This is a genomic window from Hydrogenophaga sp., assembly GCF_025699295.1.
GTDB lineage: Bacteria > Pseudomonadota > Gammaproteobacteria > Burkholderiales > Burkholderiaceae_C > Hydrogenophaga.
In genome coordinates this window covers 237039-259113 of sequence record NZ_JAILWB010000004.1, presented here as the reverse complement: position 1 = coordinate 259113, position 22075 = coordinate 237039, and the positions used below count along the sequence as shown (strand labels likewise).

At 68.1% G+C, this 22075-nt stretch carries 23 protein-coding genes; 15 read left to right on the top strand and 8 right to left on the bottom strand.

The window, feature by feature from the left end:
* Positions 1-51: 51 nt before the first annotated feature.
* Positions 52-729, bottom strand: coding sequence for a DsbA family oxidoreductase (locus K5880_RS05770; protein ID WP_297649722.1), 678 nt, complete (start codon positions 727-729; stop codon positions 52-54).
* 85 nt (positions 730-814) lie between these two features.
* Between K5880_RS05770 and aroE the strand changes: the two genes are divergently transcribed.
* The 3 genes from aroE (at position 815) to K5880_RS05755 (ending at position 3109) form a co-directional block, all read left to right on the top strand.
* On the top strand, positions 815-1636 hold the full coding sequence (aroE, locus tag K5880_RS05765) for a shikimate dehydrogenase (protein ID WP_297649720.1): 822 nt from the start codon (positions 815-817) through the stop codon (positions 1634-1636).
* Positions 1637-1744: 108 nt separating this feature from the next.
* Positions 1745-2209 carry a type II 3-dehydroquinate dehydratase gene (gene aroQ, locus K5880_RS05760; RefSeq protein ID WP_297649718.1) on the top strand — a complete coding sequence of 155 codons (465 nt, stop codon included), beginning with the start codon at positions 1745-1747 and terminating at the stop codon, positions 2207-2209.
* 9 nt (positions 2210-2218) lie between these two features.
* Positions 2219-3109 carry a DMT family transporter gene (locus tag K5880_RS05755; protein WP_297649716.1) on the top strand — a complete coding sequence of 297 codons (891 nt, stop codon included), beginning with the start codon at positions 2219-2221 and terminating at the stop codon, positions 3107-3109.
* On the opposite strand, the gene K5880_RS05750 is transcribed toward K5880_RS05755, so the two are convergent.
* A complete protein-coding gene (locus tag K5880_RS05750; RefSeq protein WP_297649714.1) occupies positions 3066-4244 on the bottom strand; it encodes an MFS transporter in 1179 nt (392 codons plus the stop codon). The genes K5880_RS05755 and K5880_RS05750 overlap by 44 nt on opposite strands.
* Positions 4245-4343: 99 nt before the next feature.
* A complete protein-coding gene (gene aroC, locus K5880_RS05745) occupies positions 4344-5444 on the bottom strand; it encodes a chorismate synthase (protein WP_297649712.1) in 1101 nt (366 codons plus the stop codon).
* A 164-nt stretch (positions 5445-5608) separates the two neighbouring features.
* Here aroC and K5880_RS05740 point away from each other — a divergent pair, with 164 nt between their 5' ends.
* Positions 5609-6034 carry a cupin domain-containing protein gene (locus K5880_RS05740; RefSeq protein WP_297649711.1) on the top strand — a complete coding sequence of 142 codons (426 nt, stop codon included), beginning with the start codon at positions 5609-5611 and terminating at the stop codon, positions 6032-6034.
* Positions 6035-6380: 346 nt separating this feature from the next.
* Here the strand turns inward: K5880_RS05740 and K5880_RS05735 are convergent, their stop codons facing one another.
* Both K5880_RS05735 and K5880_RS05730 read right to left on the bottom strand, forming a co-directional pair.
* Positions 6381-6818 carry a hypothetical protein gene (locus K5880_RS05735; RefSeq protein ID WP_297649710.1) on the bottom strand — a complete coding sequence of 146 codons (438 nt, stop codon included), beginning with the start codon at positions 6816-6818 and terminating at the stop codon, positions 6381-6383.
* Between the two features lie 411 nt (positions 6819-7229).
* Positions 7230-7892: a glutathione S-transferase gene (locus tag K5880_RS05730; protein ID WP_297649709.1), complete on the bottom strand. Its 663-nt coding sequence runs from the start codon at positions 7890-7892 to the stop codon at positions 7230-7232.
* Positions 7893-8033: 141 nt separating this feature from the next.
* Between K5880_RS05730 and phaZ the strand changes: the two genes are divergently transcribed.
* Positions 8034-9242, top strand: coding sequence for a polyhydroxyalkanoate depolymerase (phaZ, locus tag K5880_RS05725; RefSeq protein ID WP_297649708.1), 1209 nt, complete (start codon positions 8034-8036; stop codon positions 9240-9242).
* Between the two features lie 63 nt (positions 9243-9305).
* Here the strand turns inward: phaZ and K5880_RS05720 are convergent, their stop codons facing one another.
* Positions 9306-9773: a CBS domain-containing protein gene (locus K5880_RS05720; RefSeq protein ID WP_297649706.1), complete on the bottom strand. Its 468-nt coding sequence runs from the start codon at positions 9771-9773 to the stop codon at positions 9306-9308.
* Positions 9774-9956: 183 nt separating this feature from the next.
* On the opposite strand from K5880_RS05720, the gene K5880_RS05715 reads away from it, so the two are divergent.
* From K5880_RS05715 to K5880_RS05705, 3 genes are read left to right on the top strand one after another with little or no spacing between them, the layout of a single operon-like run.
* Positions 9957-11267: an O-acetylhomoserine aminocarboxypropyltransferase gene (locus K5880_RS05715; RefSeq protein WP_297649704.1), complete on the top strand. Its 1311-nt coding sequence runs from the start codon at positions 9957-9959 to the stop codon at positions 11265-11267.
* Positions 11268-11269: 2 nt separating this feature from the next.
* Positions 11270-12088 carry an alpha/beta hydrolase gene (locus K5880_RS05710; protein ID WP_297649702.1) on the top strand — a complete coding sequence of 273 codons (819 nt, stop codon included), beginning with the start codon at positions 11270-11272 and terminating at the stop codon, positions 12086-12088.
* 15 nt (positions 12089-12103) lie between these two features.
* The gene (locus tag K5880_RS05705) at positions 12104-13384 is read left to right on the top strand and encodes a cytochrome P450 (RefSeq protein ID WP_297649700.1); all 1281 of its coding nucleotides are present in this window, start codon (positions 12104-12106) and stop codon (positions 13382-13384) included.
* On the opposite strand, the gene K5880_RS05700 is transcribed toward K5880_RS05705, so the two are convergent.
* Complete coding sequence (locus K5880_RS05700; RefSeq protein ID WP_297649698.1) at positions 13371-14618, bottom strand: YihY family inner membrane protein; 1248 nt, start codon at positions 14616-14618, stop codon at positions 13371-13373. The two genes, K5880_RS05705 and K5880_RS05700, sit on opposite strands and share 14 nt — an antisense overlap.
* Before the next feature lie 35 nt (positions 14619-14653).
* Between K5880_RS05700 and K5880_RS05695 the strand changes: the two genes are divergently transcribed.
* From K5880_RS05695 to xth, 7 genes are read left to right on the top strand one after another with little or no spacing between them, the layout of a single operon-like run.
* Positions 14654-15106, top strand: a complete 453-nt coding sequence (locus tag K5880_RS05695; protein ID WP_297649696.1) for a DUF2069 domain-containing protein — start codon at positions 14654-14656, stop codon at positions 15104-15106.
* On the top strand, positions 15103-16533 hold the full coding sequence (locus tag K5880_RS05690; protein WP_297649694.1) for an FAD-binding oxidoreductase: 1431 nt from the start codon (positions 15103-15105) through the stop codon (positions 16531-16533). The genes K5880_RS05695 and K5880_RS05690 overlap by 4 nt, the downstream gene beginning before the upstream one ends.
* A complete protein-coding gene (locus tag K5880_RS05685; protein ID WP_297649692.1) occupies positions 16530-17459 on the top strand; it encodes a lytic transglycosylase domain-containing protein in 930 nt (309 codons plus the stop codon). The genes K5880_RS05690 and K5880_RS05685 overlap by 4 nt, the downstream gene beginning before the upstream one ends.
* Positions 17456-18268, top strand: coding sequence for a thymidylate synthase (locus K5880_RS05680; protein WP_297649690.1), 813 nt, complete (start codon positions 17456-17458; stop codon positions 18266-18268). The genes K5880_RS05685 and K5880_RS05680 overlap by 4 nt, the downstream gene beginning before the upstream one ends.
* A 25-nt stretch (positions 18269-18293) precedes the next feature.
* The gene (locus K5880_RS05675; protein ID WP_297649688.1) at positions 18294-19214 is read left to right on the top strand and encodes a DMT family transporter; all 921 of its coding nucleotides are present in this window, start codon (positions 18294-18296) and stop codon (positions 19212-19214) included.
* A gap of 4 nt (positions 19215-19218) precedes the next feature.
* A complete protein-coding gene (locus tag K5880_RS05670) occupies positions 19219-19725 on the top strand; it encodes a dihydrofolate reductase (protein WP_297649686.1) in 507 nt (168 codons plus the stop codon).
* A gap of 3 nt (positions 19726-19728) precedes the next feature.
* Complete coding sequence (xth, locus tag K5880_RS05665; protein ID WP_297649684.1) at positions 19729-20505, top strand: exodeoxyribonuclease III; 777 nt, start codon at positions 19729-19731, stop codon at positions 20503-20505.
* Here xth and ntrC read toward each other — a convergent pair.
* The gene (gene ntrC / locus K5880_RS05660; protein WP_297649682.1) at positions 20492-22051 is read right to left on the bottom strand and encodes a nitrogen regulation protein NR(I); all 1560 of its coding nucleotides are present in this window, start codon (positions 22049-22051) and stop codon (positions 20492-20494) included. The two genes, xth and ntrC, sit on opposite strands and share 14 nt — an antisense overlap.
* Positions 22052-22075 lie beyond the last annotated feature (24 nt).

Genomic DNA, 22075 nt, shown 5'->3' with positions numbered 1-22075 from the left:
TTCACTCCCTCTCCCGCTGGGAGAGGGCGGGGGTGAGGGCCCGCCAGCCAACTACGCAGCTTCAGCCGCAATCTGCCGCAAGGCCTGCTCGAACACCGCCGCTGGCTGCCCGCCGGAAATCAGGTGCCGGTCGTTGATGATCACCGCCGGCACCGAGTGGATGCCGTGCTGCAGGTAGAACTGCTGGCGTTCGCGCACGTCCTGCATGAACTCGTCGCTGGCCAGGATGGCCTGGGCCCGCGCCTCGTCCAGGCCAACCTCGCGCACGCAGGCGAGCAACACGTCGTGGTGGCCCATGGCTTCCGAGCGCGTGTGGCAGGCGGCAAGAAAGGCTTTTTTCAACGCGTGCTGCTGGCCTGGCGCGCCCTCCAGCTCGGCCCAGTGCAGCAGGCGGTGCGCGTCGAAGGTGTTCCAGATGCGGCCGCGCCCGGCGGGGTTGAATTCGAAGCCGACCTCGGCGCCGCGCGCGCGGATGGTGTTGCGAATCTGCGCCTGCTGCTCGGCTGTGGAGCCGTACTTTTCGGCCAGGTGCTCGCCAATGTCCTGGCCCTCGGGGCCCATCTGGGGGTTGAGTTCGAAGGGCTGGAAATGCAGCTCGGCCCGCACCTGGCCTTTCAGTGTCTGCAGCGCCTCTTCCAGCGCGCCCAGGCCGACGGCGCACCAGGGGCAGGAGACGTCGGAGACGAAATCGATCTTGAGCGGGGTGGTGGGGGTCGTCGTGGTGTTCATGGCCGCCATGGTAGGCCCGGCGCCAAGCCCGCAGCGGGGCCAGGGCCTTGCGCGACAATGGCGGCTTTCCAACGCCGCGCTTCTCATGACCGACCGCTATGCCGTCCTTGGCCACCCCATCGGCCACAGCAAATCGCCACTGATCCACAGCCTGTTCGCCCGCGCCACCGGCCAGGACATCGCCTACACCGCCATCGAGGCCCCGCTCGACGGTTTTGCCGACACGGTGCGGCGCTTCCGTGCCGAGGGCGGGCGCGGCGTCAACGTGAGCCTGCCGTTCAAGCTGCAGGCCTTCCAGATGGCCACCGAATCGGGCGAGCGCGCACGCCTGGCGGGCGCTGCCAACTGCCTCAAGTTCGACGGCGAGCGCATCCTGGCCGACAACTTCGACGGCGTGGGCCTGGTCAACGACCTGCAGCGCAATCTGGCCTGCCCCCTGGCCGGCAAGCGGGTGCTGCTGCTGGGCGCGGGCGGCGCCACGCGCGGCGCGCTGCTGCCGATCGCGGCCGAGCGGCCCGCGCTGCTGGCCGTGGCCAATCGCACGCCCGACAAGGCGCACGCGCTGCGGCACGACTTCGCGGCACACACGCCGCTGCAGACCGGTGGCTACGAGACGCTGACGGGCCAGGCTTTCGACGTGGTCATCAACGCCACCTCCACCGGCCTCTCGCAGGACGCCCTGCCCCTGCCGGACGGCCTGTTCGCGCCCGGTGCGCTGGCCTACGAGATGGTCTACGGCAAGGGCCTCACCCCCTTCCTGCGCCAGGCGCAGGCCGCGGGCGTGAGCCGCGTGGCCGATGGCGTGGGCATGCTGGTGGAGCAGGCCGCCGAGGCCTTCCTCTGGTGGCGCGGCGTGCGGCCCGACACCCGCGCCGTGCTGGAGCAGCTCACCGTGCCGCTGGTTTAAGCTCCTTCCGTTCGGGCTGAGCCTGTCGAAGCCTTTCACACCTGAGGCGAGCGTTTCGACAAGCTCAACGCGAACGGCCATTCATTGCGCAAGCCCCCAGGAACACCCATGCCCACCCTTCTGCTGCTCAACGGCCCCAACCTCAACCTGCTGGGCACCCGCGAGCCCGGCCTGTATGGCTCCACTACGCTGGCTGACGTGGAGGCCCAGTGCCGCGCCGATGCGCAGCGCCTGGGCTTTGAGCTCGAAGCCTTCCAGAGCAACCACGAGGGCGCGCTGATCGACAAGATCCACGAAGCGGGCCGGCGCCACAAGGCCGGTGAAATCGCCGGCGTGGTGTTCAACCCGGGCGCCTTCACCCACACCTCGGTGGCGATCTTCGACGCCATCAGCGGCGTCAAACCCCTGCCCGTGATCGAGATCCACATCTCCAACGTGCACGCGCGCGAAGCCTTCCGCCACCATTCGTACGTCTCGCCCGCGGCGGCCGGCATTGTGATCGGCTTCGGCACCGAGGGCTATTCGCTGGCCCTCGAAGGCCTGGCGCGCAAGATCGCAGCGGCCGCGCGCTGAGTACCTTCGGTGCAGACGCGCCATTTCGCCCAACTGGTGGGTCTCTCCGCCCTGTGGGGTGCGTCCTTCCTGTTCATCCGCATCGCCAGCCCGGTGATGGGACCCCTGGTGCTCGCGGGCTGCCGCGTGGCACTGGCCGGCCTCACGCTGGCATTCATCATGCGCGGCCTGCGGCAAGCCTGGCCCTGGGCATACTGGCGCGAACTGTTGCTGCTGGGCGCGCTGTCGGTGGCCGCGCCCTTTCTGCTCTATGCCTGGGCCGCGCTGCGCCTGCCAGCCGGCTACAGCGCGCTGCTCAACACCACCGCGGTGCTGTTCGGCACACTGGCCTCGGCCTGGTTCAAGGAGGACACGCTCAACGCGCGCAAGCTGCTGGGTTGTGTCTGCGGCTTCGCCGGCGTGGCCCTGATCGTGCAACTCGGCCCTGTGCGACCCGACGCCGCCACCCTCGCCGCCGCGCTGGCCTGCGTGCTGGCAGCCGCCTGCTACGGCTGCGCCACCCCGCTGATGAAGCGCGCCACCACCCGCATGCAGCCGCTGGCAATCGCCGCCGGCATCCACCTCGCCGCGATGGTGCTGGTGTTTCCGGGCGCGCTCTGGGCCTGGCCGCAGGCGCAGTTCACGCCGACCGCGCTGACCGCGGTGCTGGTGATGGGCGTGGTCACCTCGGGCCTGGCCTACTGGGCCCACCTGCGCATCATCCGCCACGTCACGCCGGTGGCGGCAATGAGCCCGGTCTTCCTGATCCCGGTGTTCGGCGTGACCTGGGGCCACCTGTTCCTGGGCGAGGAACTCTCGCCCGGTATCTTCGCCGGCGGTGCGCTGGTGCTGCTGGCCACCGCGCTGGTGACGGGGTTCAACCCGTTGCGGCGCTGGCTCTCTGCCACGCCCTTGCCCTGAGCGCGCACAGGCAGGCCACCACGGCGCAGGCCGACGAGAGCCAGAACACGCTGGCCAGCCCGAGCGCCGAGCTCAGCAGGCCGCCGGTGAGCCCGCCCACCAGCCCCGGCAGGCCGTAGCCCACCACGGCGTAGAGCGCCTGCCCGCGCCCGCGCAACCGGCCCGGGAAGTGCTGCGACAGCAGCGCGATGCACACCGTGTGGTGCGCGGCAAAGGTGATGGCGTGCAGCGCCTGCGCCAGCAGCAGCACCGGCAGCACCAGCGGCAGCCCCGCCGTGAGCCCCATGCGCAGCGCCATCAACGCCGCAGCAAGCACCAGCCAGCCCGGCAACGACAGCAGCGGCAGCCAGCGGCCCTGGGTGAAGAACCAGCCGATCTCGATCACCACCGACAGCGCCCAGAGCAGCCCGATCACGGTCTTGCTGTAGCCCAGCGAGTCCAGGTAGAGCGAGAAGAAGATGTAGATGAAGATGTGCGCGAGCACGTGGAAGAACACGGCGGCAAAGAACCAGCGCACCGGCGGCTGGCGCAGCACCGGCCCCACCGGCTGCGGGCGCTCGCTGGTGTGCGCGGGTTCGCGCACGTCGGGCAGCAGCCAGGTGCTGAGCGCCACCGCCGCCAGCGTGCCCAGCGTCCACGCCGGGAAGTGCAGCATGCCGAAGCGCTCGAACCAGAACCCGGCGGCCACCACGGTGACCAGGAAACCCAGCGAACCCCACAGGCGCACGCGGCCGTAGCGTTTGGCGTCGAACGCGCCGTCCCGGCTCACCAGGTGCGCCAGCGCGGCCTCGCTCATGGGCATCATGCCGCTGGTGTGGCTGAACATGAGCAGCAGCACCACGAACAGCACCACGCCACCGGCGTCGAACCACAGGCCCAGCGAGAGCAGCAGCGCGGCCGTGGCGCCGTAGCGCAGCAGGCGCACGCGCTCGCCAGTGCGGTCGCTCAGCGAGCCCCAGAGATAGGGCGCGAACAGGCGCGTGGCCGACTGCACCGAGGTCAGCACGCTGATGGCGATCAGGCCGAAGCCCAGCTCTTTCAGCCACAGCGGCAAGTAGGGGTTGAAGAAGCCGATGTGCGCGAAGTAGCTCGCAGAGAGCGCGGCGAACGGAAAGAGTTGCCTCCTCCCGCTCACAGCAATCCCCGTTCGCCCTGAGCCTGTCGAAGGGCTCGCATGGGCTTCGACAAGCTCAGCCCGAACGGGTGGGACGGGTGCACGAAACGAAGGACGTGGTCAGGCGCGCCCCGCCGCCGCGATGTCCGGCGTGGGCAGTTGCACGTCGCCGCACTGGGCGCGGTGGTGCAGCGCGTGGTCCATCACCACCAGGGCCAGCAGGGCTTCGGCAATGGGCGTGGCGCGGATGCCCACGCAGGGGTCGTGGCGGCCCTTGGTGATGATCTCGGCGGACTGCCCGGTGGTGTCGATGGTCTCGCGCGGGATCAGGATCGAGCTGGTGGGCTTGATCGCGATCGCCACCTCCAGGTCCTGCCCTGTGCTGATGCCGCCGAGCACGCCGCCGGCGTTGTTGCCCTTGAAGCCCTCGGGCGAGAGGCTGTCGCCGTGCGTGCTGCCCTTGTGCGCCACGCTGGCGAAGCCGGCGCCGATTTCCACGCCCTTGACGGCATTGAGGCCGAGCATGGCGTAGGCGATGTCGGCGTCGAGCCGGTCGTACAGCGGCTGGCCCAGACCCACCGGCATACCCTGCGCCGTCACGCGCAGGCGTGCGCCGCAAGAGTCGCCGCTCTTGCGCAGTTCGCCCATGTAGGCCTCCAGCGCCGAGACGTCGGCCACCGGCGCGAAGAAGGGATTGTTCGGCACGTGGTCCCAGCTCTCGAACGGGATCACCATCTCGCCGATCTGCGCCATGCAGCCGCGGAAGCTGGTGCCGTAGCGCTCCTTGAGCCACTTCTTCGCCACCGCGCCGGCGGCCACGGTGGGCGCGGTCAGGCGCGCCGAGCTGCGCCCGCCACCGCGCGGGTCGCGGATGCCGTATTTCTGCCAGTAGGTGTAGTCGGCGTGGCCCGGGCGAAATGTCTGCAGGATGTTGCCGTAGTCCTTGCTGCGCTGGTCGGTGTTGCGGATCAGCAGGGCAATGGGGGTACCGGTGGTCTTGCCCTCATAGACGCCGCTGAGGATTTCCACCGCATCGGGCTCGTTGCGCTGGGTCACGAACTTCGAGGTGCCGGGGCGGCGGCGGTCCAGGTCGGCCTGGATGTCGGCCTCGCTGAGCGCCATGCCCGGCGGGCAGCCGTCGATCACGCAGCCAATGGCCGGGCCGTGGGATTCACCGAAGTTGGTGACGCAAAACAGGGTGCCGAAGGTGTTGCCGCTCATGCGCTGGATTATCCCTGAGGCTCGCTGGTGCACCGGTGGGCCAGTCTGGTGCGTGAAACGCTCTGGAATGCGACCGTTCGGCCTGCCGGGCCACGGGAACATTTCGTGCTTTGTGCTGCAGCGCAGCAGTCTGGATGCTGTCCATACCCAGAAAGGAGCGTTCCATGCTCGACCGAACTTCCACCCTGTTCTCGCACGTCAAGGGCGGCGAAGGCGACTACGTCAGCGGTGGCCTGCGCGATTTTTTCCTGTACCGCGACCTCGGCATCGCTGCCGCCACCCACGGCAAGGTGATCGCCCACCTGGTGAAGGCGAACATGCCGCCGGAAGAAGGCACGGGCTGGCACCGGCACGAGGCAGACTTCCAGATCGTGATCATGCTCAAGGGTTGGGCACGCTTCATGTACGAGGACAAGGAGACACTGGTGGAAGCCGGCGACTGCGTGCACCAGCGCCCGGGCATCAGCCACTACCTGTTCGACTACTCGCCCGATATGGAGTACCTGGAGATCGTCTCGCCGGCCGATTTCAAGTCGATTGATGTGGAGCCGGTGTGTGAGATTCCGAAGCCGACGCCCTGGACGTCTTGACGTTCTTCACGCCTGCCTTGTTGGCGGGTGTCAGGCGAGGGGCTGCGGGCGGAGCGGCTTCGATGCCGTGCCCCTTCGGGGTCCCCTGCGATGCTCGAATGGCCGGCCCGGCGGCAGAACTCACTGCGCGGGCTGCGCCCGCTCCGTTCAAACAGCTGCCGCCAGTCAGATCACGAAGCGCGCTGCGCGCGCGGGCCGGCCATCCTGCGCTTCTCGGCACGGCATAGGCGCCACCCCACCCACAGCCCCTCGCCTGACGAGTACGGTATCGGCAGAGCAGGGTTTGGGGAATGCGTACTTTGGGCCCTAAGCGGTCCGTAGCGGAAGGCCGCATTGCACCCGCAGCTCAGAGATTCTTCCAGAGCAAATACAGAATTGCCGGCACTGTCGCAAGCGCGCTGAAGAAGAGCACAACTGCCCAGAAGACGGCAAATAGCCACGGGACGAAAAGCGAGACTGCGCTGGCACTCAGATATATCCAGCGACCGACATGGGCGCTGTTTCTCAGTGCCCCAAACAAGGTACCAGTGGTAGAGCCACTTCTGACCTTGTCCACTCCCCAAACTATTGCCCACCACAGACTACCAACTAACAAGCTGTTAACTCCGACAACCATGGCCACCCCAAATCGTTCGCTTGGCATGGTCACAGGCGAAGAACTGCAAACTGGGCTTGCTTGGCAGGCGGCCGGGGCAAGGCCCTCCCAAATCATCAGTCCTACCAATGCGCTGTACAGCAAGGTCACGATAGCAAGGACGCCGGTGCAAAATTTCAGGAGTTGCATCCACATATTCGTCACCGAGGGATTTCAGCTTGCATGTGCAAGCGGTGAATGGGGTAGTGCACGGCGAAGGGCAGCTTCTGGCCGATCTGAGACATCGTAGCCGACACCAAACGGTCCCTCACCGCCAATAGCCAACCCGCCCCTGCCGAGGGCCTGGGCCATGGGCTGGGGGGCGCCTGTGCGCTGGCGAGGCGCGCAGGGTGTGCGGCCGCGCGCGAAGCGCGCTTCGTAAACTGACTTGCGGCAGCTGTTTGAGCGGAGTGGGCGCAGCCCACGCAGCGAGTTCTGCCGCGGGCCGCTCACCCGAGCACCGCAGCGAACCCCTTGCGCAGCAAGGGGCAGCGCACCGAAGCCGCCCGGCCCATGGCCCAGGCCCTCGGCCGCCCACCACGCAGCGAGCGAAACCAGACCTCAGAACTCCGCATCCAGCTCGTCGATGTCGTCCGGCTCCGCCTCCGCCGCAGAAACCCACTCCTTCATGGCCGGCAGCGCCATGATGGTGTCGCAGTAGGCCACGCAGGCCTCTCCGATCAGCACCTCGTAGGTGATGAAACGTGTCACCACCGGCGCGAACATCGCGTCCGCCATGCAGGGCTTTTCGCCGAACAGGTAGGGGCCGCCGTAGGTCTCCAGGCACTCGGTCCAGATCGCTTCGATGCGGTCGATGTCCGTCTGCGCGCGCGACCACAGTTTGAAGCCCGGGAACGAGGCCTTGATGTTCATCGGCAGCGAGGAGCGCATCGCCGAAAAGCCCGAATGCATCTCGCCGCAGATGGCGCGGCAGTGCGCGCGCGCCGCGCGATCGGCCGGCAGCAGCCCGGCCTTGGGCTTGATTTCGTTGAGGTATTCGCCGATCGCCAGCGTGTCCCACACGTGGATGCCGTCGTGCTCCAGCGCCGGCACGCGCATCGAGGCCGAGAGCAGCAGCATCTCGGCCTTCATGGCCGGGTCGTCCGGTGAGATCACCTTCTCAGTGAACGCCAGCCCGGCCATGCGGGCCATCAACCAGCCGCGCAGGGCCCAGGCACCGTAGTTCTTGCTGCTGATCGTCAGTACCGCTGCTGCTTTGGCCATGGTGGGCATGCTCCTCTTGGGAGCAGGGTCAGAGCAAGGGCTGTGCCATCGCTGTGCGCCGCCCCCGCACCGGGTCGGTGCATGCGGGGTGCTGGCCCGTTAATTGCCTGCAATGCGACACGTTGTCCCAGGAAAGAAACCATGATGTATCAGGCCTACCAGCTCCAGTCCGACCTGATCTCGCCGCTGCGCCTGGCGGCACAGCACCTGAGCGCCTCGCTCTGGCTGCGTGAAACCGAAGGCAGCCTGGTGCGCAAGGTCGCCGCCGCCTGCGACGTGATCTCGCGCCTGCGGCTGACCCACTCGCGCCCGCCTTACCAGATCCACGGCGTCACGGTGGGCGAGCGCGAATACGCGGTGACCGAAGAAACCGTGCTCACCCTGCCCTTCGGCACCCTGCTGCGCTTTCGCAAGGAAGGCGCCGAGCCGCAACCGAAAGTGCTGCTGGTCGCACCACTCTCGGGCCACTTCGCCACGCTGCTGCGCGAGACCGCGCGCACCCTGCTGCAGGACCACGACGTCTACATCACCGACTGGCACAACGCGCGCGACGTCTCGCTGCGCCATGGCGGCTTCTCGCTGGACGACTACATCACGTACATGATCCGCTTCACCGAGGCCGTGGGCCCGGGCAGCCACATGGTGGCGGTGTGCCAACCCTGCGTGGCCGCGCTGGCCGCCACGGCGATCATGGCCGAGGACGACAACCCCGCCCAGCCGCGCAGCCTCACGCTGATGGCCGGCCCGGTGGACTGCCGCGTCAACCCCACCGAGGTCAACCGCCTGGCCACCAGCAAGCCGATCGAATGGTTCGAGAAGAACCTCATCAGCCACGTGCCGTTCCCGCACGCCGGCATGATGCGCCGCGTCTACCCCGGCTTCGTGCAGCTCACCGCCTTCATGAGCATGAACCCGGACCGCCACAAGCAGTCCTTTCGCAACATCTACGACCACCTGCTGGCGGGCCGCACCGAAGAGGCCGGGGTGATCCAGGCCTTCTACGAGGAGTACCTCGCGGTCAACGACCTGCCGGCCGAGTTCTACCTGGAGACGGTGGAGAAGGTGTTCCAGACCTACGACCTGCCGCGCGGCGTGCTGACCTGGAACGGCCGCACCGTGAACCCGGCGGCCATCCGGCGCACCGCGCTCATGACGGTCGAAGGCGAGCGCGACGACATCTGCTCGGTGGGCCAGACCGTGGCCGCGCAGGACCTGTGCAGCAGCGTGCGCCCCTACCGCAAGACCCACCACGTGCAGACCGGCGTGGGCCACTACGGCGTCTTCAGCGGGCGGCGCTGGAACCAGCAGATCTACCCAAAGGTGCGCGACATGATTCATGACTCGGCGTGAGCCTTTGCGGCGCCCATGAAAAACGCCCCGGCTTGCGGGGCGTTTTGCTTCTGCGATGGACGATCAGGGGAAGTTCGACTCGCTCTTGCCGGTTTCCTCTTCGGGCCAGTCGCGGATGTAGGCCTTGAGCATCTTGTTCTCGAAGTTCTGGCTGTCGACCACGGCCTTGGCCACGTCGTAGAAGCTGATCACGCCCATGAGCATCTTGTTGTCCATCACCGGCATGTAGCGCGTGTGCCGCTCCAGCATCATGGGGCGCACCTGCTCCAGCTCGGTCTCGGGAGTGCAGGTCATGGGGTGGTCGTCCATCACCGTGCGCACGGTCTTGCCGCCCAGCGTGCCGCCGTTCTTCGCCAGCGTGTGGATGACTTCGCGGAACGTGAGCATGCCGACGAGGTCGCCGTGCTCCATCACGGCCAGGGAACCGATGTCGAACTGCGACATGGTCTCGATCGCGCGTTCGAGCGATTCCTGCGGCTGGATTGTGTACAGCGTGCCGCCCTTGACACGCATGATGTCGCTGACTTTCATGGCCGTTCTCCTCGGTGTCTGTGTGTCTCCAGCGGGGCTGGCGTTCGTGCAATATAGCCCACAATCCTCGAATCCCCCACGCTGCGCCGCTGCGCGGGTCGCTGCCCCCCGAGGGGGCTGATCCGCCTTGGGGCGGCCCGGCGGCGGGTCGTTATCGCACCTTTCCGACAGGAGACATTCCCCATGCCCGGTTATTCCGATCCCGGCTTCGACACGCTCGCGCTGCATGCGGGCGCCACGCCCGACCCCAGCACGGGCGCGCGCGCCGTGCCGATCCACCTCACCACGTCCTTTGTCTTCGAATCCAGCGACCACGCCGCCGCGCTGTTCAACCTGGAGCGCGCCGGCCACGTCTACAGCCGCATCAGCAACCCGACCAATGCGGTGTTCGAGCAGCGCATGGCCGCACTCGAGGGCGGCATCGGCGCCATCGCCACCGCCAGCGGCCAGGCCGCACTGCACCTGAGCGTGGCCACGCTGATGGGCGCGGGCTCGCACATCGTCGCCAGCACCGCGCTCTACGGCGGCAGCCAGAACCTGCTGCACTACACCATGCGCCGCTTCGGCATCGAAACCACCTTCGTCAAGCCGGGCGACATCGACGGCTGGCGCGCGGCCGTGCGGCCGAACACGAAGCTGCTGTTCGGCGAGACCGTGGGCAACCCGGGCCTGGACGTGCTCGACATTCCCACCGTGGCGCAGATCGCGCACGAGGCCGGCGTACCCCTGCTGGTGGACTCCACGCTCACCACGCCCTACCTCATCAAGCCCTTCGAACATGGTGCCGACCTGGTCTACCACTCGGCCACCAAGTTCCTCAGCGGCCACGGCACCGTCATCGGCGGCGTGGTGGTCGACGCGGGCAGCTTCGACTGGGAGAAGTCGGGCCGGTTTCCCGAACTGACCGAGGCCTATGACGGCTTCCACAACATGGTGTTCAGCGAGGAAAGCACGGTGGGCGCTTTCCTGCTGCGCGCGCGCCGCGAGGGCCTGCGCGACTTCGGCGCCTGCATGAGCCCGCACAGCGCCTGGCTGATCCTGCAGGGAATCGAGACGCTGTCTCTGCGCATGGACCGCCACATGAACAACACCGCGAAGGTGGTGCAGTTCCTGGCCAGCCACCCGCTGGTGGGCCGCGTCGGCCACCCGCTGCTGGAGAGCCACCCCAGCCACGCGCTGGCCGAAAAACTGCTGCGCTTCGGCGCCAGCGGCGCGGGCTCGGTCTTCAGCTTTGACATCAAGGGCAGCCGCGCGCAGGGCAAGGCCTTCATCGAGGCGCTGAAGATCTTCAGCCACCTGGCCAATGTGGGCGACTGCCGCTCGCTGGTGATCCACCCGGCCAGCACCACGCACTTCCGCATGAGCGACGAAGCGCTGGCCGCCGGCGGCATCGGCCCGGGCACCATCCGCCTGTCGATCGGCCTGGAAGACCCGGACGACCTGATCGACGACCTGAAACGCGCGCTGAAGGCCGCAGAAAAGGCGGGGGCCTGATCATGTACCTCCAAGTCAACGGCGCCAGCACCTACTGCTACACCGGCGGCAAGCCTTTCGACGCCGCCAAGCCCACCGTGGTCTTCATCCACGGCGTGCTCAACGACCACAGCGTCTGGATCCTGCAGAGCCGCTACCTGGCCCACCACGGCTGGAACGTGCTCGCCATCGACCTGCCCGGCCACTGCAAGAGCGAGGGCGAGGCGCCTGCCACGGTGGAGGCCGCGGCCGGTTTCGTGGCCGCGCTGCTCGACGCGGCCGGTGTGCAGCGCGCCGCGCTGGTGGGTCACAGCTGGGGGTCGCTGATCGCGCTGGAAGCGGCGGGCCGGCTGAAGGACCGCGTGAGCCACCTGGTGCTGGTGGGCACTGCCTACCCGATGAAGGTCTCGCCCGCGCTGATCGAGGCCTCGCTCAACGAGCCCGAGAAGGGCCTGAAGATGATCAACGTGTTCTCGCGCAGCACCCTGGCCGCGCCACCCTCGGCGCTCGGCCCGGGCACCTGGGTCTATGGGGCGAGCCTGGCGCTGGGCAGGCGCGTGCTGCGCAGCAATGCGGAGGTCAACGTGTTCCACCGCGGTTTCGTGGCCTGCGACAGCTATACCGGGGGCGAGGCGGCCATGGCCCAGATCACCTGTCCCGTGCTGTTCGTGCTCGGCGCGCAGGACCAGATGACGCAGCCCCGCGCAGCGCAGGGCCTGATCGAGGCCGCGCGCGGTGCCGGCAAGTCCATGAACACCGTGGCGCTGCCGGTGGGGCACCACCAGATGACCGAGGCCCCGGAGGCAACGCTGTTCGCCATCCGCGACTTCCTTGCGCGCTGAAGGGCCACCACCGTGATGAACCCGATCACCCCGCCCATGACCGCGGCCCGCGCGCAGGCCATCGCCGCAAGTTTCGACCTGCGCGCCCTGCCCGCCGACTTCCTGGCCAACCCCTATCCGGTGTACGCCGCGCTGCGCGAGACCGAGCCGGTGCGCCGCATGCCCGACGGCTCGGTGTTCCTCACGCGCTGCGCCGACCTGATGGCGGTGTACCGCGACGCGCAGGCCTTCAGCTCCGACAAGCACGTGGAGTTCGCGCCCAAGTACGGCGCCGGCTCGCCGCTGTTCGAGCACCACACCACCAGCCTGGTGTTCAACGACCCACCGCTGCACACCCGCGTGCGCCGTCTCATCATGGGCGCGCTCACGCGCCGTGCCATCGCGGAAATGGAGCCCGGCCTGATCGCGCTGGTGGACCAGTTGCTCGATGGAATGGCCGCGCGCGGCGGGGGCGACCTGATCGAGGATTTCGCGTCGGCGATTCCGGTGGAGATCATCGGCAATCTGCTGGACGTGCCGCACGGCGACCGCGGGCCGCTGCGCGCCTGGTCGCTGGCCATCCTGGGCGCGCTGGAGCCCACGATCACGCCGCAGCAGCAGGCGCTGGGCAACCAGGCGGTGAGCGAGATGCTGGCCTACCTGCGCACGCTGGTGGTGGCGCGCCGGCAGCGCCCGGGGGACCCCGAGCGCGACGTGCTCACGCGGCTGATCCAGGGCGAAACAAATGGCGATCAGCTCAGCGAAGTCGAGCTGCTGCAGAACTGCATCTTCCTGCTCAACGCCGGCCACGAGACCACCACCAACCTGATCGGCAATGGCCTGATCGCGCTGCAGGAGTTCCCCGAGGCGCGCGTGCGCCTGCAGCACGCCCTGAAGGCCAGCGCGGGCGACGCGGTGGCCGAGGAAGCCGTGCTCGGCCGCGCGGTCGACGAATTCCTGCGCTTCGAGTCGTCCAACCAACTGGGCAACCGGCGCGCCGTCCAGGACACCCAGGTCGGCGGGGTGGCGCTGCCCGCGGGCACGCTGGTCACGCTGTGCATCGGTGCGGCCAACCGCGACCCGGCGCAGTTCACCCACCCCGAAGTGCTGGACCTGGAGCGCGAGGGCAACAAGCATCTGGCATTCGGTTTCGGCATCCACCAGTGCGCGGGTCTGAGCCTGGCGCGGCTGGAGGGTCGCATCGCCATCGGCCGCTTCCTGCAGCGCTTCCCGGGCTACCGCCTCACCGACACGCCGGTGCGCGGCGGGCGCGCACGCTTTCGCGGGTTCCTGGCCGCGCCGTTCAGCGTGGACTGAGCGCGGCCGCTGGCAAGGCTTCCGCCACGGTCATGCGCGCCCAGTGGCTCCCGAACCAGAAACGGTCCGTGTGGGACTGTTGCGCCAGCAGCAGCCGCTCCAGCAGCGGTGCCATGAGTGTGACCGTCGTGTCCACCAGCAGCACATAGCGCTCGCCGTCTTCGTCCAGCCGCCCCAGCCAGTCCAGCGCCACCAGCGCGGCCACCGGCTCTTCGAGCTGCAAGGGATCGACGCGCAGGGTGTTGGCCAGCGACTCCAGGCTCCGGCCCCTGTGCTCGGTGTGCTGCGCCGCCTGCAGCTCGGCGAGCAGTTCCAGCGCAAGCTGGAAGCCCCAGCCCGGCGTGTCGCCGCGCCGCGCGACGCCCGACAACAGGCTGGGCAGGTAGGCCGTCACCACCGCGCCCAGCAGCACGATCACCCACGCCAGGTAGATCCACACCAGCAGGATCGGCACGGTGGCAAAGGTGCCATAGACCAGGGAGAAGGTGGGCACCTGCTTGAGGTACCAGCCCAGCGCGTTCTTGGCCAGCTCCAGGCCCACGGCCACGAACAGGCCGCCCAGCAGCGCGTGGCCCCAGCGCACCCGCGTGTTCGGGACGTAGCGGTACAGGGCCGCCAGGCCCCCTGTGACCAGCACGATCTGCAGGGAGTCGAACAGCAGCCGCAGCGGCGCGGGCAGACGGTTCATCGAACCCCCCGAGGCGCTCAAGGCGTAGGAGGTCACCGCCACGCTGCCGGCCAGCAGCAGCGGCCCGAGCGTGAGCACGGCCCAGTACACCAGCACGCGCTGGGTGAAGGGGCGCGACTGGCGCACACGCCAGATGTCGTTGAGCTTGCGGTCGATCGTGAGGATCAGGGCAAGCGCGGTGAACAGCAGCACCAGCGCGCCCGCCCAGCCCATCTGGCCGGCCTTGGCCGCGAACTGGTTGAGGTAGGTGAGCACCTGGCGCGCGATGTCCTCGGGTACCAGGCTCTCGACCAGCGAGCGCTGCAGGGTGCGCTGCAGGCGGTCGAACATGGGAAAAGCACTGAAAATGGCCAGGGCCACGGTGAACAGCGGCACCAGGGAGATGGTGGTGGTGAAGGTCAGGCTGCTGGCGGTGATGCCCAGCCGGTCCTCGCGAAAACGCTCGCGCAGGGTGAGGGCGGTGTTGCGCCAGGGAAAATTCAGCGCGTCGTGCCACAGCGCACGTGCCAGGGTTTCAAGGGCCCGCAGGCGCTCGTTCAGGGTCATCCCGGTATCATGCCACCTGCCTTTCACACGCCCCCATGCCCGCTCCCTCCTCCCCCCTTTCCTCCCCCGCCGATCCCGTTGGCGTTCCCGGGCCTGCCTTCGCCGTGCGCGGCACGCGCTGGCTTGCAGTGGCGAGCCTGCTCGGGCTCATCGTGCTTGGCCTGGCCTGGGAGCTGTGGCTGGCGCCGCTGCGCGAGGGTGGCTCGTGGTGGGCCATCAAGGTGCTGCCGCTGACCCTGCCACTGGCCGGGCTGCTGAAGAACCGCATGTACACCTACCGCTGGGTCAGCCTGCTGGTCTGGCTGTACTTCACCGAAGGCGTGGTGCGCGCCACCAGCGAGTCCGGGCTCTCCATGGCCCTGGCGGTGCTGCAGGTGCTGCTGTGCGTGGCGCTGTTCGTGGCCTGCGCGCTGCACGTGCGCATGCGCCTGCGCGCCGCCGGCAAGGAGGCCGTGGCGGCGGACGTGGCCCGCACCGCGCGCCCATGAGCACGGCACTGCTCGCCACTTTGCGCCAGGCCGTGGGGCCGGCCCAGGTGCTCACGCACGACGATCCGGCTGCCGATCTCTCCGCCTGGGAACAGGACTGGCGCAAGCGCGCCCGGGGCCGCGCGCTGGCCGTGGTGCGCCCGGGCAGCACCGCCGAGGTGGCCGCCGTGGTGCGCGCCTGCGCGGCGGCGGGCGCATCCATCGTCCCGCAAGGCGGCAACACCGGTCTGGTGGTGGGCTCGGTACCGGACGACACGGGCACGCAGATCGTGCTCAGTCTCGCGCGCATGACCGCCGTGCGCGCCATCGACGCGGCCAACCTCACCCTGACGGTGGAGGCCGGCTGCGTGCTGCAGCACGTGCAGGAGGCCGCCGAACAGGCCGGCTTCCTGTTTCCCTTGAGCCTCGCAGCGCAAGGCAGTTGCACCATCGGCGGCAACATGGCCACCAACGCCGGCGGCACCCAGGTGCTGCGCTACGGCAATGCGCGCGATCTCTGCCTGGGGCTGGAAGTGGTGACTGCGCAGGGCGAGGTGTGGCAAGGCCTCAGCGGACTGCGCAAGGACAACACCGGCTACGACCTGCGCGACCTGTTCATCGGCAGCGAGGGCACGCTGGGCGTGATCACGGCGGCCACGCTCAAGCTGTATCCCCTGCCCACGGCCCAGCTCACCGCCTGGGCCGCCGTGCCCACGCTGGAAGCCGCCGTGGCCCTGCTCGGCCAGGCGCACCAGCACCTGGGCGCGGGTCTCACCGGTTTCGAGGTCATGGGGCGGTTCGCGCTGGGCCTGGTCGACAGGCACTTTCCCGCGCTGCGCGTGCCACTGTGGCAGGACAGCCCCTACTGCGTGCTGCTGGAGAACAGCGACAGCGAATCGGAGGAACACGCGCGCGCCCGGTTCGAGCGCCTGCTCGAAACCGCGCTGGAGAACGGCCTGGTGAGCGACGCCGTGGTGGCCGAGAGCCTGGCGCAGGCGCGCGGTCTGTGGCACATCCGCGAGAGCATCCCGCTGGCGCAGGCCGAGGAAGGCCTGAACATCAAGCACGACATCAGCATCCCGGTCTCGCGCATCCCGGCATTCTGCGCCGAGACCGACGACCTGCTGCAGCGGGAGATCCCCGGCGTGCGGCTGGTGAATTTTGGCCACCTGGGCGACGGCAACCTGCACTACAACGTGCAGGCGCCCACCGGCGCCGATGCCAAAAAATTCCTGAACGAGCAGGAAGCACGTGTGAACGCGCTGGTTTTCGATGCGGTGGCGCGCTACGATGGATCGATCAGCGCCGAGCATGGCGTGGGCAGTCTGAAGTCCGCCCACCTGCCCCACTACAAGGACCCTGTGGCGCTGGGTCTGATGCGGTCCATCAAACAGGCGCTCGACCCCCAACAGACCATGAACCCCGGCCGCGTTCTCGTCAGTCCATGAAAGTCCACCCCCTCGTTGCCTTGCCGCTCGTATGGATGCTCTGCGCCACGGTGCCGGTGCACGCGGCCGAGGCCGGCGAGCTCCGTGCATGGCGCGAGCAGGCGCGGGCACTGGAACTGGGGGAAGGTGCGGCGCGCGATACCGATGCCGCCATCGCGCTGTACTGCCGCGCCGCGCTCGCCGGTGACGTGTACTCGGCCTACAAGCTGGGCTGGCTGTATGCCCACGGCCGCGGTACGCCACGCCACGACGGTTACGCGGCCCACTGGTTCGCGCGCGCCGCGCTGCTCGGTGACGCGCACGCCGAGATCATGTTCAAGCGCCTGGGTACGCCGGCCGACACACCCGAGTGCGTGCTGCACGCCGAACGCGCCAAGCAGCAGCGTGCCGAGGTGCTCGCCGAACAGGAGCGACGGGCGGCCGAGGACCGGGTGCTGGTCACACGCTACCGAGACTGGGTGAACACGCCCGAGCAGCAGCGCATCATGAAGATCGTCTACAAGCTCGCACCGCAGTTCGGCATCGAGCCCGGTCTGGCGTACGCCGTGATCAAGGCGGAGTCCAACTTCAACGTGAACGCCGTCTCGGACAAGAACGCGCAGGGGCTGATGCAGCTCATCCCAGAGACCGCCGCGCGCTTTCGCGTGCGCAAGCCCTTCGACCCCGAGCAGAACATCCGCGGCGGCCTGTCGTACCTGCAATGGCTGCTGGCCTACTTCCAGGGTGACGTGCCGCTGGTGCTGGCGGCCTACAACGCCGGCGAAGGCGCGGTGGAGCGCCACCGCGGCGTACCGCCCTATCCCGAAACACAGGGTTACATCAAGCGCATCCAGCAGGTCTTCGCCCTGCAACACCACCCCTTCGATGAGCGCATCACACCGCCGTCGCCCGCCCTGCCTGCCATCGTTTCCGCCCGCCTTCCATGACCGACCGTCCCATCCGTTCCCAGTACGAAGACTTCATGCGCCACGTGTTCACCACGGGCGTGCAGAAAACCGACCGCACCGGCACCGGCACCACCAGCGTGTTCGGCCACCAGATGCGCTTTGACCTGAACGAGGGTTTTCCGCTGGTGACGACCAAGAAGGTGTTCACCCGGGCCATCATCGTCGAGTTGCTGTGGTTCCTGCGCGGCGACAGCAACGTGAAGTGGTTGCAGGAGCGCGGCTGCACCATCTGGGACGAATGGGCGCGCGAGGACGGCGACCTGGGCCCGGTGTACGGCGTGCAGTGGCGCAGCTGGCCCACGCCCGACGGCGGCCACATCGACCAGATCGCCGAGGTCGTCAAACAGCTCAAGACCAACCCGGACTCGCGCCGCATCATCGTGAGCGCCTGGAACGTGGCCGACCTGGGCAAGATGGCGCTGATGCCCTGCCACGCGTTCTTCCAGTTCTACGTGGCCGACGGCAAGCTCAGCTGCCAGCTCTACCAGCGCAGCTCTGACATTTTCCTGGGCGTACCGTTCAACATCGCCAGCTACGCACTGCTGACCCACATGCTGGCGCAGCAGTGCGACCTGGCGGTGGGTGAATTCATATGGACCGGTGGTGACTGCCACATCTACAGCAACCACCGCGAGCAGGTGCAGACGCAGCTGGCGCGCGCGCCGCACCCCTACCCGACGCTGCGCATCAAGCGCCGCCCTGCGTCGATCTTCGACTACGAACTCGACGACTTCGAGATCCTCGACTACCAGCACCACCCCGCCATCAAGGCCCCGGTCGCTGTATGAAGGCCGCCGCACCGGTGCTCCGCGCGTGATCAGCCGCCGCCAACTCTGGGCGCTGCTCGCGCTCACGCTGATGTGGGGCGTGAACTGGCCCATGATGAAGCTCTCGCTGCAGGAGCTCACGCCGCTGTACTTCCGCGCCAGCACCATGCTGCTGGGCGCGGCCTGGCTGTTCGTCTACGTGCAGCGACACGGCGAACGCATGTGGCCGCACGGGCGTGAATGGCTCACCATCGCCTGGCTGGCGCTGCCCAACGTGCTGGGCTGGCACACCTTGTCGATCTTCGGGGTGCAGGAACTGGCCTCGGGGCGCGCAGCCATCATCGGCTTCACCATGCCCATCTTCACCGTGCTGCTGGGCGCGGCCTTCTTCGGCGAGCGCGTCACGCCGCGCGTGCGCCTGGCCGTGGTGGCCGCGGCCATCGCCATCGGCCTGTTGCTGTGGCATGAACTGCAAAGCCTCAGCGGACGGCCCACGGGCATTGCCTGGATGCTGGGCGCCGCCGCCTGCTGGGGCCTGGGCACGCTGACCTTCAAGCGCTCGCACTTCACGCTCTCGCCGATGGTGGTCACGGTATGGATGCTGCTGATGGGCAGCGCGGTGGTCTGGGTGCTGGCGATCGCAATCGAGCCGGTGCCGGCACCCGCGCGCTTCAGCCTGGTGATGTGGCTGGCCCTGGCCTATGGTGTGGTCATCAACTACGGCGTGGCCCAGTTGATCTGGTTCGGCCTGGCGCGCCACCTGCCGCCAGCCACCAGCGCCATGAGCATCATGGCCATTCCGCTGGTGGGCACGCTCAGCGCCACCCTGATCGTCGGCGAGATCCCGCACTGGCAGGACTGGCTGGCCATCGTGTTCGTGATGCTCGCGATCGCCAGCGTGCTATGGCCGGCGCGGCCGTCCACCCCACCCGCGCCGGCCCTGCCGACCGGGCCGGCGGCACAATAGGCGCATGCCATCGACACCACCCACCCGCCTGCACCTGATCTACGCGCGCGCCAGCAACGGCGTGATCGGCAAGGACAACGTCCTGCCCTGGCACCTGCCGGAAGACATGGCGCATTTCAGGCGCGCGACGATGGGGTGCCCGGTCATCATGGGCCGCAAGACCTGGGACTCGCTGCCGCCCAAGTTCCGGCCCCTGCCTGGCCGGCTCAACATCGTCGTCACGCGCGACACAGCCTGGCAGGCGGCAGGCGCGCTGCGTGCCGGTTCCGTGTCGCAAGCTGCGGCACTGTGCCCGCCCGGCTCTGACGCCTGGGTGATCGGCGGGGCGCAGATCTACGCTGCCGCCCTGCCGCTGGCGGACAGTGCCGTGATCACCGAAATCGAACAACCCTTCGAGGGCGATGTCTTTGCACCCGTGCTGGGCGCCGAATGGCAGCAGACCGCACGCGAGGCCCACACCGCAGCCAACGGTCTGCCATTCGCCTTCGTCACCTACACCCGGAAGATCTGAACCATGCAACTTGCCACCTGGAACATCAACTCGCTCGCTGTGCGCCTGCCCCAGGTGCTGGACTGGCTGGCGGCCAACCCTGTCGATGCGCTGGGGCTGCAGGAGCTCAAGCTGGTCGACGAGAAGTTCCCCTTCGACGCCCTGCGCGAAGCCGGCTACCACGCCGCCGCGTTCGGCCAGAAGACCTACAACGGCGTCGCCATCCTGAGCCGCACGCCGCTGCGCGATGTGGTGCGCAACATTCCGGGACACGGCGATGAGCAGTCGCGCGTGATCGCGGCGACGCTGGACACCCCCGAGGGCCCGCTGCGGTTGGTGAACTGCTATTTCGTGAACGGCCAGGCGCCCGGCACCGAAAAGTTCGCCTACAAGATGCGCTGGCTGGCGGCGCTGCACCGCTGGCTGGGCGAAGAACTGCAAGCGCACTCAAGGCTTGTCCTGATGGGCGACTTCAACGTTGCGCCGGAAGACCGCGACTCGTTCGACCCTGTCGGCTTGAAGGACACCATCCACCACACGGTGGAAGAGCGCGCGCATTTCCAGGACCTGCTCAGGCTGGGGTTGACCGACGCCTACCGGATGTTCGAGCAGCCCGAAAAGAGCTACTCGTGGTGGGACTACCGCATGCTGGGCTTCCAGAAGAACCGCGGTCTGCGCATCGACCACATCCTGGTGAGCGAAGCGCTGCGCCCTGCGGTCACGGCCTGCAGCATCGACCGCGCACCGCGCAAGAACCCGCAGCCCAGCGACCATGCGCCGGTGGTGGTCACTCTAGGTTGAGTTCCTGGATCTTGCGGGTGATGGTGTTGCGCCCGATGCCGAGCTTGTGCGCCGCCTCGATGCGGCGCCCGCGCGTGTTTGAGAGCGCAGTCTGGATCAGGCGGGTTTCGAATCGGCGGGTCAGCACATCCCACACGTCGGTGCGTCCCTCTTCCAGCAAGGCCAGTGCCTCGGCTTGCAAGCCGCTTTCCCAGGCCTGGGTGGACGACGGGGATGGGTCGGCGCTCCCCGCGTCCAGCGGTGCGCTGGGTTCGACAACACTGCCGACGTAGGCCACCTCGGCCTGAGCTGGCGGGGGCAACGCCGAAGCGCTCGTGCTGGCTGCCACAGGCGCCGCGGCAAGCTCGGGTGCTACCGACACGGCCGCCACCGAGGTACCCGTCATGGACAGCACCTCGGGCGGCAGGTCCTTGAGTTCGATCACCTGCGCCGGCGCCATGACGGTGAGCCAGTGGCAGACGTTCTCCAGCTGGCGCACATTGCCCGGGAAATCGAAGGTGCCCAGCAGCTTCAAGGCCGCTTCGGAAATGCGCTTGGGCTCTACACCGAGCTGCTTGGCGCTTTGCTGCAGAAAGAAGCGCGTGAGCATGGGCACGTCTTCGCGCCGCTCGCGCAGCGCCGGCAGACGCAGACGGATCACGTTGAGGCGGTGGAACAGGTCTTCGCGGAACACGCCCTCCTTGACGCGCTGTTCCAGGTTCTGGTGGGTCGCGGCGATCACGCGCACGTTGGCGCGCACCGCGCTGTGGCCGCCCACACGGTAGAAGTGACCATCGGAGAGCACGCGCAGCAAGCGAGTCTGCAGGTCGAAAGGCATGTCGCCGATTTCGTCGAGAAACAGCGTGCCGCCGTCGGCCTGCTCGAAGCGGCCGCGGCGCATGGTCTGCGCGCCGGTGAAAGCGCCACGCTCGTGACCGAACAACTCGCTCTCCAGCAGATCCTTCGGGATGGCGGCGGTATTGATCGCAACGAAGGGCCCGCCCGAGCGCGGCGAGTGCTTGTGCAGCGCGCGCGCGACCAGTTCCTTTCCGGAGCCCGACTCGCCCGTGATCAGCACCGTGACCTGGCTCTGGCTCAGGCGCCCGATGGCCCGAAACACGTCCTGCATGGCCGGCGCCTGGCCGAGCATCTCGGGCGCGGCGTTCATGCGTTCCTCGGCCACTTCCTCGCGCTGGCTCTCTTCCACGGCGCGGTGGATCAGCTCGACGGCCTTGGGCAGGTCGAAGGGCTTTGGCAGGTATTCGAAAGCGCCACCCTGGAAGGCGGAGACGGCGCTGTCCAGATCGGAGAAGGCGGTCATGATGATCACCGGCAGGCCGGGCAGCTTTTCCTTGACCTTCTCCAGCAGTTCGAGCCCCGAACCACCGGGCATTCGGATGTCGCTTACAAGGATCTGCGGGCCTTCCTGTTCGGGCGTGTCGATCAGGGCCTTGAGCACGTCCTGCGGATTGGTGAAACTGCGCGTGGGCAGGTTCTCGCGCAGCAGCGCCTTTTCCAGCACGAAGCGGATCGATTGATCGTCGTCCACTATCCAGATCGGCTTCATTGAGTTGTCATCCCTTCTTGTGGC